A 19,271-nucleotide genomic window follows, 5' to 3' on the forward strand; every position below is an offset into this window, starting at 1 on the left:
AACAAGACCAATGACCGGGAACATCACCGTCGACAAGCACAACCCGTCCGGCTCCACCGTCAAAAGGACCGAACGCGAACTCGCCGTCCTCACCGTCCTGGCCGCCTTCCTGTGGCACGTCGCCCTGGTCTGGACCACCGGACTGGCGTTCGCGGACTGGCCGGCGACCTCGAAAGCCCTGCTCGACTCCGTCATCGGCCTGATCGCGCCCACCAAGACGGCCTCCCCGGTGGCGGTGAACGGTCACCCGGGCGATGAGTGGGGCTGGCCCGTCACCGTCTGGGCCATCCTCGTCGTGCTCCTGGTCGCGGCCTACATTGGGTCGTTGTTCGGGGTGAAGGCGCTGCGGGCCCGGTACCGGAAGGCCCGGACGGGGGAGAATGGCATGAGCACCGCCAAGGGAATCAGAACCCGCATCGAAGGCGCCGATGCGTCCTCCCTCGCCCCGGCCGTGTACGTCCTGGACGGGCACGAAATCGCCATCCGCCTCGAAGACACCGCCTGCACCGTCGCCCCGCCCAAGTGGGGAAAGACCACCTACATGGTCGCCGGTATGGTCGCCGACGCCTCCGGAGCGGTCATCACCACCTCCACCCGCCCGGACGTGCTGCGCCTGACCGCCGGTGTCCGCAAGAACGCGGGGAAGGTCTACGTCGCCGACTTCGACGGGCTCAGCCAGTACCCGGACAAGCTCCGCTGGGACATGGTCGCCGGCTGCCAGGACCCGCAGATCGCCTCCGAACGGGCATCGGCCATGGTCAACGCCATGCCCCGCACCGGCGCCCCGTCCTCGGCCGACCGGTACTTCGACTCCGGCTGCGTCATGATCCTCGAAGCCCTGCTCCACGCCGCCGCGCTCAAGACCGGGGGCTCGATGCGGGACGTGCTGCGCTGGTCGCAGAACTTCTCCGAACACGAACCGGCGAACATCCTCCGGCAACAGTCCCCGACGGTGAAGACCTGGGCGGGGAACCTCGATGAGTGGTGCCGGCAAAACAACCCGGACACGATCGGCAACACCAAAACCACCCTCGGCAAAATCACCGGGCCGATGAAGAACGAGACCGTCCTGTCGATGCTGTGCGCCACCGAAGATGACCCCGGCATCAACGTCGATACCTTCACCGACGAGGCGAACACACTGTACTGCCTGACCCGGGTCTCGATGAACGCCTCCACCGCCCCGATCGTCACCGCCCTGGTCGAATCCCTCGTGCAGGCCGGGATCCGCAGATCCGGCGCCATGGCCTCGGGGAAACTGGACGTCCCCGTCTCCGTGATCCTGGACGAAGCAGCGAACACCTGCGCCCTGCCGTCCCTGCCCTCGCTCATGTCCGAAGGCGGCGGCAACGGCATCCACACCTCCGTGTTCGTCCAGACCTACTCCCAGCTCGTGAACAGGTGGGGCGAGGAAGGCGCCGAAACGATCTTCGATTCCGCCGCCGCCAAAACCATCTTCGGCGGGATCTCGGACGTGAAGTTCCTGACCAAGATCTCGGACCTCATCGGCCGGCACTGGGTCGAACACACCTCCACCTCATCCTCGACCGGCAAGGACGGCGTGGCCTCGGTGAACATCTCCAAGTCCAAACAGCTCGACCAAAAGATGCGCGTCGATGAGATCCGCAAACTCCCCCAAGGCAAGGTCCTGCTGATGTACCGCGAGATCGAAGCCGTCGTCAACGTCGTGCCCTGGTGGGAACGGCCCGACAGCGAAAAATTCAGGGCCTCCCGCACCTGGTGCCTGAAACAGGAAGGCATCACCGCCGAGAACGCCGACCAGGCCGCCGACAACGAAAACGCCGCCGAAGCCAAACTGGCCGCCGGTTCATGACCTACGAACCGGGCCCCGAAGAAGACCCCATGCCCCACGACGCCTGGTACCCACCCGAAGACACGTGGCTCCCGCCCGACAACGCAGCACCGTCCGTCCCCGCCCGCGCGGACGGCAGGACCGGTGAATCCACCGGCCCGCCGGCACCTGCCCGGGCGTATGAATCTGGCCAAGCGGCTGGGGCTGTCCGGTCGCCGGGACCTGACGTAGCGGGTGTTGAGGCTATTCCGGAGCTCCTGGAGCGGATGGGTGCCGTGGAGGAACTCGCCGCCGGGCTGTTTGAAGAGATCTCCAGCGCCCCGGCCGGCGGCCCGTGGTACTGGGCGGACCTGAATCCGGAGCAGGCAAGGGACCTGTGGGCCGAGCTGGACGGGTTTGTGGTCTGGCTGCAGAACAGGATCCTGCGGCACTCCTCCAACTCCGCCGGCTGGATCCCCGCGTGCTGGTACCGCCACCCCGACGCCGTCGAACTGCTGACCGCGCTGATGGTCGCGCACAAGGCCGCCTACCGGTCCAAGAACACCAAGCCCGGCTTCGAACTCACCGAATGGTTCACCCGCGCCCTCTGGCCAACCATGGACTCCCTGGCCCAGCGGATGACCTTCAAAAACTGCATGGAAGGCCAAGGGCACTTCGACGCCACCAGCCCCGGCCTGCAACTCACCGCCGCCAGCGACGACTTCACCGCCTTCCTCAACCAGGAAAACACAGCCCAGGAAACAGGCGGGCAGGAAACCGCCGGCGCCGCGGCCGGCACGGGGGAACCTGCCCATGCGTAAAGCCGGGCTGTTGCTTCTGGTGCCGGCGCTTCCGATCCTCATCGTGGCGTGCCTGCTGCTGATCGCCGTTCTCTCCGTCGGCGGCGGGACGGCCCCCGCGCAGGCTGCCTGCACCAGTGTCAACGGCAAGGCCTTCAATCAGGTGGAGATCCCCCACGGCTGGGGCGGGGCCGTGGCCGCGGCGGCGAAGACCGCCGGTGTGCCGGCCTCCGTGCTCGCCTCGCAGCTGGAAGCCGAAAGCGGCTGGAACCCGAACGCCAAATCCCCGGTGGGAGCCGCGGGCCTGGCCCAATTCATGCCCGGCACCTGGGCATCGTACGGCGACGGGGGTGACATCCTGAATCCCGTCCATGCCATCGCCGCCCAGGGCCGCTACATGGCCGCCCTCATCAAGCAGTTGCTCCCGGTGGCCAGGAGCAGCGGGCAGGACATCGTCCGTCTCGCCCTTGCCGGGTACAACGCAGGTCCCGGCGCGGTTGAGGCGGCGAAAGGGATCCCGGCCTTTGCCGAGACCCGCGACTATGTGGACAAGATCATGCGCACTGCCCAGGAGAAGTACGGCGCTTCGTGCCCGGCCAGCGGCAACGTCGAGGTCGGCGCGCTGACCGGCAAATGGTCCAGGCCGCTGCCCGGCTCCACGTTCACCTCCGGGTACGGGCCACGCCCCACCCCCGCGGGGACGTTGAACATCGGCGGGAACTTCCACTACGGGATCGACTTCGCCACACCCGGCACCGCCGGGACGGTCGTGGCCGTGATGGACATGAAGATCGTCATCGCCCATGAGCTGCAGTCCAGCAGCGGCACCTGGGTCGCCGGGGTGAGCCTGGACGGCAAACTCACCGCCACCTACTCCCACATGGAAGCCGGATCCCTGCGCGTGAAGGAAGGCGACACGGTCTCCGCCGGCACCCCGCTCGGCACCGAAGGAGCCACCGGCAACGTCACTGGCAGGCACCTGCACTTCGAAATGTACCAAGGCGCCCCGAAAGATCCACGCCTCGGCGCCGTGGACCCCAAACTCGGCGAAGTGAAACCCATTGACCCGACCCCCATTCTGAAAGGCAAAGGCGTCCTATGAGGCCCACCAAGATCATCGCCGCTGTCCTTCTGGCAGCAGTCCTGCCACTGACCGGCTGCGGACAGGGCGCAACCGGCAGACAACCTGCCCCCGCCCCGTCCGTCACGGCGACACCGAAGCCGGCGCCGTTCGACGCGACCGTGAAGCATCTGCTTGAGGTGGATCGCGCCAACCCCGACAAGGTCGCGACCGCGTTCGCCACCCTGGTCACGAGCTGGGACGTCGCCAAAGACCGGACGGAAACCGCCGCCGCGGTCCGCGCCCGCCCGCTGATGACTCCGGCGCTGGCGGCCCGCACCGTCGAACCGCAACGCAACGCCTCCCAGGCCCTGTGGCTGGAACTCGCACCCCTCGGGGCATTCTCCGCACCGGCCATCGGGCCCGGTGTACCAGTCGACGGCGACGAAGGAACCGACACCGAAACCACCGCCTACCGGAACTTCACAGCCACCTGGACCTGGCGCGACGTCGACGGCAAACACCTCAAGGCCGATGAGCGGAAACGGAACATCTTCCTGGTCCTGACCAAGGCCAAGGGGGCATGGTCCGTGGCCGACTACGTCACCGAAGATCTCCCCGCCTAACGAGAGGCCCTCAGCATGAGGCTGCCCATAGTCCCGGAGGGCCGGCAACCATCCCACCTTCTTGCCGGTCCTCCGTTCCCTCCCGTAGTTGGGGGAGGGGGAGAGGCCATCGTCCTGGCTATCGCTGATAACCGGGACGGTGGCTTCTTTGTTGGTCCGGTCGTTCGGCGGCGAGAGTACTTGCCTCTTCAGCAGCACGCTGTTGGCGCAGCTGAGCCAAGGCGGCTTTGACCTTGCCTGCCCCCTGCGGGTGCATGATCGCCTCAGCTGCCCGGGTGATAGCGTCCTCGGTGCGCGGCCGCGGCTGCCGATCCGGTTCCCGGGCCTGTCTCAGGTAGGCGTTGGCCGCTGCCACCAGCCGGCGGGGTTCGTTGGTGGCCACGGCCAGCGTCACTTCCTGGTCAACGTTCTTCCCGGCGGTCGCAGCGAGGCGTCGGATCCGGGCCAGCGCTTCGCTTTCGGACCCGTCGAACACTAGACTTGAGGGCGAAGCAACAGCGGGCCCTCTGCCCCGGTCACGGCCGGATTCATGGGAGACAGTCTGTTGGACCCCCGGACTTGGCTGAGGCAGATGGGGGTTGCTTCTTTTAACGGACACATCCGCGCCGTCCACGTGCAGCACTGTCGAGATGCCCTGCAGCGGTTCGAACCACTGCCGGTCCCCGACGGCAAGATTACGCCTAAAAGCCCACACGCTCAGATCGGCCGCCCACAACAACGGTTACTTGCCCGGCGAGGTGTGGTGAACGTGCACGGCACGGTCGATACTGCCGGCGGACCGTAGCTGCCTGATCACGCGGGCGTCGTCGGCGTCTCCGCCCGGATGTACGTTGGCGTTCCGGGACTCGACCACCAGGAGCCGTACCGCGTTCTCGCTTGCACCGCGGGTCAGTTCCTTCGTTAGGGCTCCGAGGCATTCATGCCGCGCGGTTTTCATGCCGGGATCGTCCCGCCGGATCTGGGTCTGGACCGTGACGATGTTGAACTCTGCAGCCCCAGCAATGTAATCGATCATTTTCTTGATGACCCGCTTGCCGGCGGGCGTGCGGTAGGCGTCAGTGGTGTGCCAGTACCGGCTGCCCGGAATGTCCATCAACACGTCACGCACCAGCGCGCCCTGGTCACGGCCCACGATGACGGCTGTCATCGAATAAAAGGGCCGCTCATCCGAATTCAGCGGCTCTCGGTAGGACTCATCAATGAACGCCACCGGCCCCGCAGTCGTCCGGTACAACTCAGCCAACGGCCTGTCCGTAAGGCCGAAACCATGCATTCCCCCCACGGGCCCTGCCTTCTCTATCGGAAGCCTAAAGCCTATCGGGGTGCGCTAACGACTAGATATCGCTAATCAACGGCTGGGGCCTGAGTCCACGGCGGAGAGTCGCCACAAGCCACTAACTCGTATGGCATGTGGGCAGGGACAATGTCTAGCTGTCCACGACACCGGCGTCGATGACAGCTGTGTGCACAACCGGCGTCGCCTTGGAACTTAGAATGTCACCCGAGAGCAACAGACCTTTTTAGCGGACGCGCCACGGCGGCTCTGCAACCAATGAAAGCTGCTCCGCCCAACGCCGTCGCGATGCCCACGTCTTGCGGCTTGAAACTTTTCCTGGGGGACCTTTGACTGCTGAACCTATTGCCCGTCCGCTCACCTTCCTCAAAGGTGGTATTCATTACAGGGCGGGTGAACATGATGCTGCGCGGCGTTCGCCCTTTGAGATTGCTAAGAATGACTTCAACGAGGTGCTCTCATCGAAGAATCTAACGTTCCTCTTAGGCTCTGGGTGCTCGTCTCATGCTCCGAATCGGAATGACGAGCATGGCATTCCTACGATGGCTCCACTGGCTCAAGGCATCTTGGCCGAAACCAACAGATCGGTGGCTGCTCGATACGGCCTCACGGACGTCGTCAGGAACCAGTTGGCCGACGACCTTGGGATAGACCTAAACGATGAGGATTACGCGTGGAATCTTGAACGTCTCATGGAGGTGTTGTTTGGGTTTCAGTTCGCTCTGGCGAAAACGAGCAACAGCGCGTTATCCGATGCGAAAGTCTCGCTAGACATTGCGATTGAGGCGATCAAGAGATACGTCTTTGATGCGTGCAAGTCAGGGCAGGATGGACCCTCCGCAGAAACCGTCGTCTCCTTCTACCAGATCTTTTACCGGAAGCTCTCGCAGAGGTCTCGTTCTCTGCCTCGCCCTACCATCGCGACGACAAATTACGATCTCTTCAACGAGATCGCAATGGATCGCGCCGGCGTCCCTTATATCAATGGTTTTCTTGGCTCCGTAGAGAAACGGTTCAACCCCGCGTCATTTCGCTACACAATCGCGCAGCGACTTGATCTGACCTCCCAACGCTGGACCTCGCTCGACAACCTCGTCTACTTCCTGAAGCTCCATGGCTCTCTTAACTGGCATTCAGTGGAGAAAGGGCTCTTCCCCGTGGCTGAGCGGCCGCTAAGCGAGAGTGGAGACGGCAAAGCCATGCTGATCTACCCAACGCCAGCAAAACAAAACGCAAGCTTCGCGGCTCCCTATTCGGACATGTTCCGGGAGTTCCAAACCAAGGTGGTACAGGAGCAAAGTGCCCTGGTGACTCTCGGCTACGGCTTCGGCGATGAGCACGTCAACAACATCATCTACCAGGCGCTCACTATCCCGACCTTTAGGCTCGTGATCTTCGCCAAACCTGAGTTCGGTACTGAAACGTCGAATGAGCACGTAAGGAAGCTTCAGGATCTGAACGATCCACGCATCTGGGTGATTGGGACCGAGGACTCAAACTCGACGTGGAAAGCACATTACTTCAACCAGTTCGTCGCAGACATCATGCCTTCGGGTGACAACGATCCCGCCGAGAAGGCCATCGGCAACGTGATGGACCTCTTCGCTTCCTTCCAAAAGGGTGGCAACGATGGCGACAACTGATGCACGCCGAAGGCGACTTGGGACGATAGTCGACGTGAACGCCGAGCGGTTCAGGGTGGAGATGACCGAGGCTGCCGACGGATATACACTGGTCGGCTTCGATGACCAGCATTACGTGGCGCGCATCGGTTCCCTTGTCCTGATTCCGCTAACAAACCTTTACGTGGTTGCCGAAGTAACTGGGCTCCAGGAGCGTCCTGACGCTGGCCCGGTTTCCAGTGCCTCGAAGTCGATGGAAGACATTACCCAAGTCTCATCACGCCAGCTTTCCCTCACGCCTCTTGGCAGCCTTCCGTTCGATGAGACCGAAAATTTCTCCTTCGGCGTTTCGGAGTTCCCTCCTCTATATGCGGATGTCCTGCACGTCGAAAACCGCGACCTCGACCGAATTCTCAATGTGGCCAACCAGGAAATCGCGATTCCGGATTCTCCCCACGCGACGAAGCTTAGAAGCCTCACGATTGGTACCTCGGTCGTGTTCAACGACTACGAGGTCAAGATCCGGATCAATGAGTTCTTCGGTGCCCACTCGGCCATCCTTGGCAACACAGGCAGTGGAAAGTCATGCACTATTGCCAGCCTCTTGCAGGCATCCTTAGGTAAAGCGACTCAGGCTCCAGCAGGCGGAAGCACTTTCATCCTGTTCGATACCAACGGCGAATACCGCCGGGCTTTGTCAGAGCTACCCGATCCGATCCACCGCACATATGCTCGAATTTCCCACCGACAAGCAGCGCCACTCGACCCGACCGATCAATTCAGCGAAAGAGAAGAGTCACAGGAGTTCCAGCTCCCGCATTGGCTCCTCACCCCCGAGGAGTGGGAGCTCCTACTTCAGACGAGTGATCGTGTACAACGCCCGGTGCTTCGCAACGCTCTGGGACTGACCTCGTTGTTTGCTGAAGACTCAGCTGGGGACTTAAAGGATCTCAAGAACCACATTTTGGCTTCCTGCCTCCAACATCTGCTGCGTGACACTGAGAATCACACCTCAGCCAAACACCGCATGCGCTCCCTCCTGAACGTGTACGGATCGGATGAGATTTCCGTTCACGGTGTTCTGCATAACAGGCAAGTCCGCTACGGTCTTTTTGACGATCGGGACATCGCAGATATTGAGAGCACGCTGAAGTCGTTCATACTGCATGATGCGGAGATACCGGGGTACAGGCAACATCCTTTCAAGTTCTCAGACCTTGAAACTGCTCTTGACATGGCGATCCTCTACGAAGAGAGCCATGGAAACAGCCGAGTCCGCGATTACTGCTCAACACTTCTCACCCGCGTCAAAGCTCTGCAGTCGCGCGACGAATTTGAGTTCCTGCGGGCTGATCCGGGCCAGGACCTGATTAGCGATTCTCATGACAGTTTCGTTGACAATATTCTCGGCATCGGCCGGAACGGAACTCAGCTGATCAAGTGCGCTCAGGTATTCATCCTTGATCTCAGCACCGTAGACGACGAGGTGGTAGAGGTTGTGTCTTCCGTCGTCACCAGGCTCGTGTTCGACCGTCTCCGACGAAGCAGGATTAGAAACGCTTACCCCGTGAATCTAGTTCTCGAAGAAGCACATCGATATGTCCCCAGCCAGCCGGCCTCTGCAAGTACTCTCGAAGCTACGAAAATTTTCGAGCGTGTGGCCAAGGAGGGGAGGAAATATGGGCTCTTCCTCATCCTTTCTTCGCAGCGACCGAGCGAACTGTCTGGAACCGTCCTGTCCCAGTGCTCGAACTACATGATCCACCGCATTCAGAATCCTGAAGATCTTCACCACATACGCCGGATGACTCCGTTCATATCGGAATCGGTACTGAACCGGCTGGCCTCCCTGCCGAAGCAACACGCACTGGTGTTCGGAACGTCGGTTAGTATCCCGACTACATGCAAGATCCGAACTGCTTCTCCGCTTCCACATAGTGATGACGCGGATGTAAGCACCTACTGGTACAGATCGCCAGGCGAAGTGGGTGCTCTGCCTGTTTAGGTGAGGCCGGCCCTCTGCAAGGTCAGGGCGGCAGAAAGATGATTTCCTTTACAGTGGGGCGGCGAGTTCAGGCGGTGAGTGCAACACCCTGACTTCTGTGGGGTGTCGTCGATGGGCAGACCGTGGTCGCCGTTGAGTGTTCGTTTAGCGTTCGGGGAGGGGCTGGATGCCAGGCTGTCAGTAGCCGCAACGGCGCGGGCCGCCGGGGTGTCGCGTCCGACCGCGTACCGGTGGTTGAGCGACCATCAGAAGGTGTTGCCATCGGCGGTTGTTTCATCAGCTGATCATAGTGAGCCCATGCAGCGTCCTTTGGAGTGGCGCCCCGTGACTTTCGTGGTCGTTTCATCTCTGCCAATTGCAACTCCTAAACAAGCTCAGGTGTCGCAATGACCGCTAGACACCAAGGCCCACGAAATGACTCACTTTTCAACCGGCGCTGCACACGTTACATATGCGACGAATCGAAGCAGCCCGTGCCGAAGCGGTTAGGTGGTCCGGCTGTGCTGGTGACTTTTTACCCGGGTCCACAGTGAACGTGAAGTCCAACCAAGGCGTAGTCCTGCACCCGTTAGTCTATTCAGGAGAGCACCAAACGGGTGCCCACTGTCATTGAGGATGTCATGAACGACCAGAATTCCTTTGAGGCGATGCTTGCCATTATTTCCGCCGTTCGTGACGCTCGCACCCGTCCTCCTGTGGTGGCGACGGTGGAGAACACCCGCAGCGGAGGCGATCGAATCGTGGCAAAGGCGCAAGTTAATTTCAACGACCGGATCTGGTCCCTCACTGACGAAAATGGGGCGTCCGCATTTCACCCGGAAAGCGGCTGGACCATCAGCCACAGCGACGGAGCCGTTGAGAATGTACCCAGAGAGCGGGATGACTGGATGCCACCGGAGATGCTCCTGTTTTTCCCCCTCTCCCTCCCCATTTGGGGTGGACAGATGGACGGCTGGAGGGTCATCGACGCAGCAGTCTCCGGAGGGGAGGCGCATCTACGCTTCCAGCACAAAGACGATGCTGAACTTTTCGGCCAGGCAACCATCGACCTCCAGTGGGGGGTTGCGATGGAGTTCACGTTGCCATGGGAGCGGACAACGCTTCAGGACATCAAGAGTTCCTGGGAATAGCTCCGCAAAAGAGCGTCGGGGTGTGGGATCCACAACTGGATGACACCCCGACGCTCCTTCTTGTCCTGGCAAAGCCTAATCAGCTATGCCTCCCTGCCGTAGGGATATTTACATGGGGCGTTGAGGTAACACTGGAAACGCGGGAGCTTAATGGTCCCGCCGATCTTGAAGACCCGCCCTGCACTACGATCATTGACGGAGATGTCGTACAGTTCAGCGAAAAATTTGGCGGCCTTCTTTGGGGTCATAGGATGCTTTGTCTGAGTGAAGGATGTTCCAAACGCAAACGGCATAAACCAGAGGTTGTCCACATCGTGGTCAAACCAGAAAGGGACGCTTTCACGCATGCGCAGCGGAATCGTTACTGAGATTTGCCGCTTGTTCATCGACGTGTAAGAGACATTGAAAGTGTGGTACGTCCTTTGAAGGGAAATCCAGGTATTGAGCTTGATTGATGACTGCCAGATGACCACCCTTGCTGTCGTCATTTGACCCCACCGGAGGGTGTCATTGGACGAAGCTCGGTATTGGGTGTTGATCGTCGTGCTGAGCGGTTCCATTTCACCTGCTTGGGTCGTAGGTGATTCCGGGACGATCTCGGTATTAGTCAGTTCGATTTGCGGGAGTACTGCTGCCCGATCCTGCGCATTCAAGCCGGTAAGGTCGATCGGTTCTTCGGTTGGGGCTTCCTGCACCACCTCGGCAACAGAATCCCCTGAGTCATCAGCTACGGCGACCGTGACCAGGTCGGCAACGCACGTATATCCAATGGATCGATTCGCGTTTTCGGCGACCGCGTCTTGGATTGATTCATGCGAGGCAAGGTCGCTCGCGGTGTCCTCGCAGGTGGAGGAGGACGCCGGTTGGTCTTCCCTGCTGTAGTTTGCGGAGGTTGTGAAGCTGTAGATATTGCTGGTGCGTGTTATGAGTTCTTGTCGGCCCTCGACTCGGCCGGTGGCCGTCGCCGTCCAGTAGTAGGTGGTGCCAGGTGCGAGCAGTCCAGCGGTCACTGGCATGTCTCTTGTGGTCCCGTTGGAGATTTGGATCGGGTTTGATTGCCCGTCAGGATTGGTCGTCAGCGCAAAGACCAGGGTGCCGTCGTCGGGGAACGAGCCGTAGTAGGGGGCGTAGTCGAGAGTCGGTGGTAAATCCGTGGTGGAACCGTTAGGTAGGGAGGTGCCCCAGCGGGATGTTGACCAGTCACCAAGGGCGAACTCGTAAGAGGTCATGACCTGTTCCCCGGCGGGTGTTGTTGTTTCAGCGCTGATGACGTGTTCACCGGTGTGCGCCGGAACCGCAAGGGCGGGGCTAATGGAGGACTTGGCCGGCACCGTGTAAAGACCGTGTGAGGTGCCGTCATAGGCAACGGAAACGGTCATTGGCGAGCCGTAGGGGTTCGTGGCCGCCAGTGTGCAATCGACCATGGTCGTTGTCACGCCGTCCGTCCAATTTTCGCCGACGAACGGGGTGGGGCAGGAAAACGCAACCGTGGGCATTTTGGTGTACCAGCCGTTGAGGTCGAGGATGTAGTCCACGGTATCGGTCGAGACGTTATGTATCTTGATGGCGTTGTCCGAGCCCACCGGGATGGTGGCCAAGTTGGTCGTGTATGCACCGGCAGTCCCCTTGTTGAAGGTCAGGGTTCCGACGTTGGTCGGCTCAGTTGTGCCGGACGCATAAGCACGGGCATATCCGCCGGCAGTCCCGGTATCGACGACGGTCAGGTTCGCCACGATCGCAGAGAGCCCGTTGCCGACAGAAGGTATGTCGTTTGTCCCGCCTACGGGGATCGTGACTGTCGCTCCGGGTGGCACGTGGGTCGCCGCCCGGGTGTCATAAATTTTCGCTACGGCCGGAGTGAATACCCCGGCATCGGAGCTACTGCCGCCAGGCGTGAAGTAACCTTCCACGTCCATCAGCAAGTCGATCGTATTACCGGCTGATAGGTACACCTTGATCGTGCCGTCGGCCGCCAGTGGGACGATAGCGCCGATTGACGTAAACGGGGATCCGTCGAAGTTCAATGATGTTCCCGGCCGGGACGTTGCACTTGTGGCGTATGGATTTATGTACCCTGCCAGGGTATTGGTGTTGTCGACCTGAAAGTTCACGAACACCGCCTTGGCTCCTGCAGGCACACCGGCTTTGCCCGAGACCTGAATGGTGGAAGTGCTGCCACCTGTCAGTTTCGCCTTCGGAAGGCCAACACCATTGATCGTGTCCACGATTCGGGTTTGCTTGACCGGCGAGTATCCGCCGGCGGCAGTCACCCCGTTACCGGCGGTGTAGTAACCCTGAACGTCCACCATGACGTTCGTCGTCGTGGTGGCCTGAATCTGGATCTGACCGGCATCGGACACCATCACGACTGCGCTGTTCGAGGTATACGGGCTAGCGTCATACCGCATCACACCAGCCAATGCACCATCAGCCGGGCCGGCTGACATCTGTCCGGCTGTTGTCGGAGCCACCGCGGTCATTGTGACCAGCACGGCCGACACGCCTTCGGTCGGGATTCCCGCCGCACCAGTCGCCTGAACCGTCCGCGGCGCAAAGGATGCCAGCGGAGCCTTCGATATCCCCGTCCCCGTCCTGGAATCGACCAGCCGGCCTTGCACGGGCACGAATAGCCCGGCCGTGCCCACGGTCGCTCCATGCGCGCGGGTAGCCGACAAAAGAGGCGGTATCAGTGCCGCCAACATAACCATGATGATTACAAAGGACATCACGCCGGCCATTCCACCGGCAGAAAAACATAGGCGCGACCGCCTTATGGCGGGCAGAACAAAAGAGCGCATGAAAAATCCCCCCTTGACGCACCCCGGGTGCGTCAGAACCACAATCACAAGACCAAAACGGCAGCAAACCACTGCCTGACTGCAGTTCCCCGATTAAGAACCCAAGCTAACTGAGCTAAGGAGAAAGATAAACCACGGAATGGAAATTCCCTAAATAGCACAGCTTACTGAGAGATTACCGGGAAAGGCCTTCATCCTGTCGCTCAAGAAGCCTGCCGGATAAAATGCGGAAAACCTGCGTTTTCCGGGACTCCGCAAGACATTAAAGCGGGGCCGCTTATGTAATCCCCCGGGTTGCGCTAGGCCGGGTCCGCTAGCTCCATAAGGGGGCTGGGTATGTCCTCCTGGCCTGAGCCACCGCAAGGCTGGCGTATTGAGTTCCCTAAAGGTTGGTCTCGGATTTCAGGAGCACCGCTGAGTCAGGAGATGGCACAGAAAAATGAGATGCCCGTTGCGGTCGTTTGTGTCAGATCGCGTTCGATACCTCTGGGGTTTTGCAGACGCTTGTCTGGATCGTAGACGTAAGCGACGATGGCCTCACAGTTAGGATGCGCGGGGTAACGCCCTGCGTCAACTAAAAGCTCTTCACCTAGCTTTTTTGCGCTCATGCTCTCTCTGGTCATCTTGGTCTCGACGACCACCCCTACCTCGGGCAGAACGAAGTCGACTCTGGAGTTCGCGCCTCCCCTCGAAGGGGTATAATCTTCAGGTCTGACATCGTCGAAGAGAGTCCGCAGCAGGGCTTCTATCAGGACCTGCAGCTCCCGCTCATCCTTTAATGCCTCTCCGATTGGCCATTCCGGCCGGCGCTGTTGCAAAACCTGAATGAAGTCGGGGAAACGCCTTAGGACCTTTGCCAGATCCGCTGCTACGAGTGCAGCTGGTGATTCTTCGGGTTCGACGTCAGCTAGGAGACTTCGTTGCTTTTCCAGCCGGCTGCGGACATTGGCGAAAGGGTATTGCCAGCGCTGGCCCAAGGGAAATGATCCATCAGCTGCCTTCAGTACTGATTCAGTCCGAGGCTCGCTCAGGAAGCGGTAGATCCCGGGCTTGACCATGCTGCCGTCCCGTTGCTCGTCAAACCTCTTTCTAATGTCCGGCGGCAGGACGCGACTGGCTCTGCTATGCCACACGCGGTAGTCAGCCCGAACAGAACCGACATCTTTGGGATGGGGAGCTTCGCCCTCTTGAAGGGAAGCCATTCGCTCTTCCAGCTCCTCCGACTCCGTGATTAGCTGAGCGATTGCGGAAGCCCTGGGAGCAGGAATATTAGCCATGAGTAGAGCCTAGAACACTCTTACGACGAACGGCGTCGACGGGTAAATACAGCCCCCCCGGTTTTTATCCTGCTCCATATCGTTGCCCGCTGCCAGGCGCCGTTCGAGAGCTGAGGACGCCAAATGGGACTGCCCCCGGTTTTGTTGACTCCCTGACCCAGCGGGCTTGTGCTCGTGGAAGGATGTTGACCACGCGCACGCCGTATGGGGCGGAGTTCCGTCACGACGTTATTGATGTGGCCCGGAAAGGCGAGGCGCCACTGGCGCAGATCGCGAAAGACTTCGGGCTCTCGGTCACGACGCTCAGAAGTCTTCGATTGGCTGAACAGCCTAGGAACGACATGTTAGAGACGGTGAACGGCAACCGAGCAGCACTGCAACAGCAGACCCATACAGGTGCCAGTGTCAGGTTGGCATCAAAGACTTCCGCGAGCCGTTGTCAGTAAAAGAGGAATTGGACCTTATTCTGACGCCAGTTGGCCTATCACCTGACGTCAGGTTGGGGTGTGGTTCTCAATGACAGACTCGTGTGCCCTGACGGCATCACGACCAAACTTGAACGCCCTACGCGGATGGCACCCCGCATTTTGGGCGGACAGCCAGCGTTTTGCAGGGGATTTTCCGAGGCCCTTCGGCTCCAGCCGCCAGCAACTTCCGCCCGCAAGGGACCACTTCAAGAAGCAAAGCACAACTTCTGATACTGAATTCGTGACCACCGGAACCCGCAACGGCCACTGCAGCATGGGGGCCGAGAAACGCGACTCGGGTACCGCGAAGGCGTCCCGCAGGTGCCGAATACGCCGCCAGAAACATGAGGACACAGCAAATCGGGCTCCTGCTGTGGTCCTTCGCGGTCATCGCTTCGAGCGGAACGCGTCCATGGTTGAAAGGTACCGCCTCATGTGCGCGGTCCGGAACTTTGACAAGAGCCGACTATGACTCTGCGCGGGGGCGGCGCGCGTGCGAGTAAGTAGGTACTCACACGGGCCTGGATGCAGGTACTCGAAGTGGTTGTGTTGGGCTACGAAACCTGTCTACTGTCGAACCAAAGGTTTGAAGCCTCGACTGCATCTCGGATTATTTGCGGTGGGGAAGCCGGATATTCGCTGCTGGGGAAAATAGCGGTGACCGCAGTGTTCCGTTCGTGCCGCTCTGCGCGGCTCTTCTTGAAAAGTGATACTGGTCCGGACGAAGATGTCCGCCACCCTTAATCCGCAAGCTGGCAGGAACAGCCCCCAAACCCTGACCAAGCTTGCGGCAGGGGAACGAGGGAAAACATGCCGCTTATCAAGGATCCGCACCTGTTTAACGAGCAGAGCCTGTTCGTCGACCTGATAGGGGTGCTGGGCTGCCCCCTGTATCTGAAGAACGAGGTGTTCAATTTCGCTGGCAGCTCAATCAAGCTCAAACCAGCGCGGGAGGTGGTCGAGCGCGCCGAGCGGGAGGGGCTGATCTGCCCCGGCTCCGTCCTTGTGGAGTCCTCCTCGGGCAACCTCGACGTCGCGCTGAGCATGATCGCCGCCAGCAAGGCGGTTCACGGCGCCATGTCTTGGCTCGCCGACCACGACGCCCGGGACCTAACGGCGGTGGCCATCTCCCCGGACATGGGCCGTCCCCGCCCGGTGTCGGAGCCACAGCACCCGGCACGCGTACCCGTGGCCGGTTATGTCGCCACAGCCGCACTAGGGAATTTCCTGCAGTGAAAATGCGTCTCGACAACCTGCAGGGCGCTCCGCGTTCCACATCTCCCATCAATCCCCCCATTCCTGAGACAACCACGGCTCCGGCCGGGAACGGCTCACCAGCCACTCCGGCCACGGGTACGGCCGTCGCCTTGGAGCGCCGGCTGGCGGATCTTCTCGCATCGGTGGTGAAAAGGGATGATGTCTCCGTGGACGCCAACTTCTTCTACGAACTGGGCGCGGACTCGCTGGTGATGGCGCAGTTCTGCGCCCACGTGCGCAAGCAGCCGGACCTGCCTGCCGTGTCGATCAAGGACATCTACCAGAACCCAACGATCTCGGCGCTGGCCGCGGCCCTGGCACCGGCGGAAGAGGCGACGGCACAGGTACAGGTGCAGGAACGGTTGGCGGAGGTGCTCGCCGGCGTGCTGGACATTGAGCATGTGCCAGTGGAAGCCGATTTCTTCCAGGACCTGGGCGCGGACTCGCTGGTGATGGCGCGGTTCTGCGCCCGGGTGCGAAAGCTGCCGGACCTGCCAGTGGTGTCGATCAAGGACATCTACCAGAACCCAACGATCGCGGCGCTGGCCGCGGCCCTGGCACCGGCGGAAGAGGCGACGGCACAGGTGCAGGTGCAGGAACGGCTGGCCGGGGTGCTCGCCGGCGTGCTCGGCATCGAGCAGGTCGCGGTGGGCGATGACTTCTTCCAGGACCTGGGCGCGGACTCGCTGGTCATGGCAAAGTTCTGCGCCCGGGTGCGCAAGCAGCCGGACCTGCCCCAGGTATCCATGAAGGAGATCTACAGCAACCCGAATATCTTCGCACTGGCAGCGGCCCTGCAGGTTTCCCCGCAGCCGGACAAGGAGGCGGAGCCCTCGCCGGTCGCGGCTTCAGTGCCGGAGGCTCCGGCACCCATGGACGCGCGGACATGGGAGTATGTCGCCTGCGGCGCCCTGCAGGTGCTCGTCTACCTCGGCTACTGCCTCCTCGCTGGCTGGCTCGCGGTCGTGGGCTACCAGTGGGAGTTCCCGAACGCCGGTCCAGGCAACCAAGGAATGGCCGTCTGGGAGATCTACCTGCGGTCGATCGGCTTCGCCGCAATGGTGTTCGTGCTGCTGTGCATCCTGCCGGTGGCCGCGAAGTGGCTCGTCCTCGGGCGCTTCCGGCCCCAGGAGATCCATATCTGGAGCCTGGCCTACTTCCGGTTCTGGCTGGTCAAGACCCTGATGCGAACCTCGCCCCTCTCGCTGATGGCCGGTTCCCCGCTGACAACCTTCTACCTGCGCGCCATGGGTGCAAAGGTGGGCCGCAACGTGACGATCCTGACCAAACGCCTGCCGGTCTGCACCGACCTGCTCACCATCGGGGAGGGGACGGTGATCCGCCAGGATGTGGTCTTCAACGGCTACCGGGCCCACGGCGGCGTCATTCAGTTCGGTGCGGTGACGCTGGGCCGTGACGTGGTCGTCGGCGAGGGCAGCATCCTGGACATTAACACGGCTATGGGAGACGGCTCGCAGTTGGGCCACCGCTCCAGTTTGTACGCCGGCCAGGCCGTGCCCGGGGACGAGCGCTGGCACGGTACGCCGGGCAGGCGCACGGAGGCGGATTTCCGCACGGTGGAGGCCACGCCCTACCGGCCCTGGCGCCGGGGATGGTTCGCCTTCACCCAGTTCTTGAGTGCGCTCGGGTTGGGCCGGGCCATGCTGACCATAACCATCGCCCTGGCCGTCCTGGCGTTGCCGCGCGTGGCGGCGCTGTTGGAGGCGCAGCCGTTGGCGTTCACTGACTGGTCCTTCTACGCCCACGCTGTTGCCCTCGCCGGCCTGACCGTCTTCGGTGGAACGGTCGCCGCGTTGGTCATCGCCACGACCGTGCCGCGGCTGCTCAACCTCGCTCTGAAGCCCGACACGGTGTATCCGCTGTTCGGACTGCGTGACGCGGCGGCGCGGGCGGTGACGAAGTTGACCAACAGTCCCATGCTTGGAGGGTTGTTCGGCGACAGCTCATACGTCGTAAACTACCTGCGGGCCATCGGGTACGACCTGGGGCAGGTCCAGCAGACAGGCTCGAACATGGGCACGGTGTTCAAGCACGACAACCCTTTCCTTTCGTCGATCGGCACTGGCACGATGATCGCCGACGGGGTGTCGTTTATGAACGCCGAGTACTCGCCGACGTCGTTCAAGGTCAGTCGGGCGGCGATCGGCGCGCACAACTTCCTTGGCAACGGCGTTTTCTACCCGGCCGGGGCGAAAACCGGGGACAACTGCCTGCTCGCGACCATGGTGGCGGTCCCCATCGACGGACCGGTGCGCCATGACGTGGGTTTGCTCGGATCGCCGCCGTTCGAGATCCCCCGCTCGGTCCTCCGGGACGCCCTCCCCGAGGAACATAGGAACCGTGCGCACTTCCGTCGGGACCTGGCAGCCAAGAACAGGCACAACCTGCGCACGATGGCCCTCGTGATGCTGGTGCGGTGGCTCAACATCTCGCTGGCCATGATCATCATGTTCGCCGCTCTCGAACTGTCCGACCAATTCGGTTTCCTTGCCTTTAGCGCGTCCTTCGTCGTGATGCTCCTGGTCGGCTTGCTCGTCCCCAGCGGCATCGAACACATCGTGACGCGGTCCCGGGGACTTCAGCCCCAGCTCTGCTCCATCTACAACCCATACTTCTGGTGGCACGAGCGGTACTGGAAGCTGCAGATCCAGAGCCGGTACATGACCATCCTCGACGGGACGCCGTTCAAGCCGCTGCTCTGGCGTCTGCTGGGCGTGCGGATCGGGTCCCGGGTGTTCGACGATGGATGCGCGTTCCCCGAGCGGAGCCTGGTGACGATCGGCTCCCGCTGCACACTGAACGCCGGCTCCGCGGTGCAGTGCCATTCCCAGGAGGACGGAATGTTCAAGACCGATCGCAGCATCATTGGGGACGGCGTCACGCTCGGCGTCGGCTGCCTTGTCCACTACGGTGTGACCGCAGAAGACGGTGCCGTCGTCGCCACCGACTCCTTCGTGATGAAGGGGACGACCCTCCCCCGGGGAACCGTGTGGGGTGGCAACCCGGCCGAAGAGGCCCGAGCCGCCGCCACGTCCCCCCTCGTGCTGGAAAGGCCCGTATCATGACCACCACCACTGCCTTGACCTGCCGCACCGCCGCCGACAGCTCGGGCCCGGGCAAAG

The 19,271-nt window shown here is 61.5% G+C and carries 12 protein-coding genes and 2 pseudogenes; 10 read left to right on the top strand and 4 right to left on the bottom strand.

Annotated elements, in window-relative coordinates:
- The first annotated feature begins 10 nt into the window (after positions 1-10).
- The 4 genes from LFT45_RS22755 to LFT45_RS22770 are packed head-to-tail and all read left to right on the top strand — an operon-like array spanning position 11 to position 4,278.
- On the top strand, positions 11-1,834 hold the full coding sequence (locus LFT45_RS22755) for a type IV secretory system conjugative DNA transfer family protein (RefSeq protein ID WP_236809675.1): 1,824 nt from the start codon (positions 11-13) through the stop codon (positions 1,832-1,834).
- Entirely contained in the window at positions 1,831-2,613 is a 783-nt protein-coding gene (locus LFT45_RS22760; RefSeq protein ID WP_236809679.1) for a DUF4913 domain-containing protein, read from the top strand. The genes LFT45_RS22755 and LFT45_RS22760 overlap by 4 nt, the downstream gene beginning before the upstream one ends.
- Positions 2,606-3,694: a peptidoglycan DD-metalloendopeptidase family protein gene (locus LFT45_RS22765; RefSeq protein ID WP_236809681.1), complete on the top strand. Its 1,089-nt coding sequence runs from the start codon at positions 2,606-2,608 to the stop codon at positions 3,692-3,694. The genes LFT45_RS22760 and LFT45_RS22765 overlap by 8 nt, the downstream gene beginning before the upstream one ends.
- Positions 3,691-4,278, top strand: coding sequence for a hypothetical protein (locus LFT45_RS22770; RefSeq protein WP_236809682.1), 588 nt, complete (start codon positions 3,691-3,693; stop codon positions 4,276-4,278). The genes LFT45_RS22765 and LFT45_RS22770 overlap by 4 nt, the downstream gene beginning before the upstream one ends.
- Positions 4,279-4,396: 118 nt before the next feature.
- Here LFT45_RS22770 and LFT45_RS22775 read toward each other — a convergent pair whose 3' ends face one another.
- Together LFT45_RS22775 and LFT45_RS22780 are read right to left on the bottom strand one after the other, a co-directional pair.
- On the bottom strand, positions 4,397-4,753 hold the full coding sequence (locus tag LFT45_RS22775; protein ID WP_236809683.1) for a hypothetical protein: 357 nt from the start codon (positions 4,751-4,753) through the stop codon (positions 4,397-4,399).
- 246 nt (positions 4,754-4,999) lie between these two features.
- A complete protein-coding gene (locus LFT45_RS22780; protein WP_236809686.1) occupies positions 5,000-5,521 on the bottom strand; it encodes a hypothetical protein in 522 nt (173 codons plus the stop codon).
- 380 nt (positions 5,522-5,901) lie between these two features.
- On the opposite strand from LFT45_RS22780, the gene LFT45_RS22785 reads away from it, so the two are divergent.
- From LFT45_RS22785 to LFT45_RS22795, 4 genes and pseudogenes are all read left to right on the top strand, one after another.
- Positions 5,902-7,215, top strand: coding sequence for an SIR2 family protein (locus LFT45_RS22785; RefSeq protein ID WP_236809687.1), 1,314 nt, complete (start codon positions 5,902-5,904; stop codon positions 7,213-7,215).
- Positions 7,202-9,199, top strand: coding sequence for an ATP-binding protein (locus tag LFT45_RS22790; protein ID WP_236809692.1), 1,998 nt, complete (start codon positions 7,202-7,204; stop codon positions 9,197-9,199). The genes LFT45_RS22785 and LFT45_RS22790 overlap by 14 nt, the downstream gene beginning before the upstream one ends.
- A gap of 111 nt (positions 9,200-9,310) precedes the next feature.
- A pseudogene (locus LFT45_RS23560) lies at positions 9,311-9,478 on the top strand (IS30 family transposase); the annotation flags it as partial.
- A gap of 341 nt (positions 9,479-9,819) precedes the next feature.
- A complete protein-coding gene (locus LFT45_RS22795; protein ID WP_236809694.1) occupies positions 9,820-10,329 on the top strand; it encodes a hypothetical protein in 510 nt (169 codons plus the stop codon).
- Positions 10,330-10,412: 83 nt separating this feature from the next.
- Here LFT45_RS22795 and LFT45_RS22800 read toward each other — a convergent pair whose 3' ends face one another.
- Together LFT45_RS22800 and LFT45_RS22805 are read right to left on the bottom strand one after the other, a co-directional pair.
- Positions 10,413-13,127 (bottom strand): hypothetical protein, encoded by a 2,715-nt coding sequence (locus tag LFT45_RS22800; protein ID WP_236809696.1) that lies wholly within the window; start codon positions 13,125-13,127, stop codon positions 10,413-10,415.
- A 419-nt stretch (positions 13,128-13,546) separates the two neighbouring features.
- On the bottom strand, positions 13,547-14,404 hold the full coding sequence (locus tag LFT45_RS22805) for a hypothetical protein (RefSeq protein ID WP_236809697.1): 858 nt from the start codon (positions 14,402-14,404) through the stop codon (positions 13,547-13,549).
- A 1,277-nt stretch (positions 14,405-15,681) separates the two neighbouring features.
- Between LFT45_RS22805 and LFT45_RS22810 the strand changes: the two are divergent.
- Positions 15,682-15,933: pseudogene (locus LFT45_RS22810) on the top strand (pyridoxal-phosphate dependent enzyme); the annotation flags it as partial.
- A 176-nt stretch (positions 15,934-16,109) separates the two neighbouring features.
- Positions 16,110-19,214, top strand: a complete 3,105-nt coding sequence (locus tag LFT45_RS22815; RefSeq protein ID WP_236809729.1) for a Pls/PosA family non-ribosomal peptide synthetase — start codon at positions 16,110-16,112, stop codon at positions 19,212-19,214.
- Positions 19,215-19,271: the final 57 nt, after the last annotated feature.

Source organism: Arthrobacter sp. FW305-BF8, assembly GCF_021789315.1.
Classification (GTDB): Bacteria; Actinomycetota; Actinomycetes; order Actinomycetales; family Micrococcaceae; genus Arthrobacter.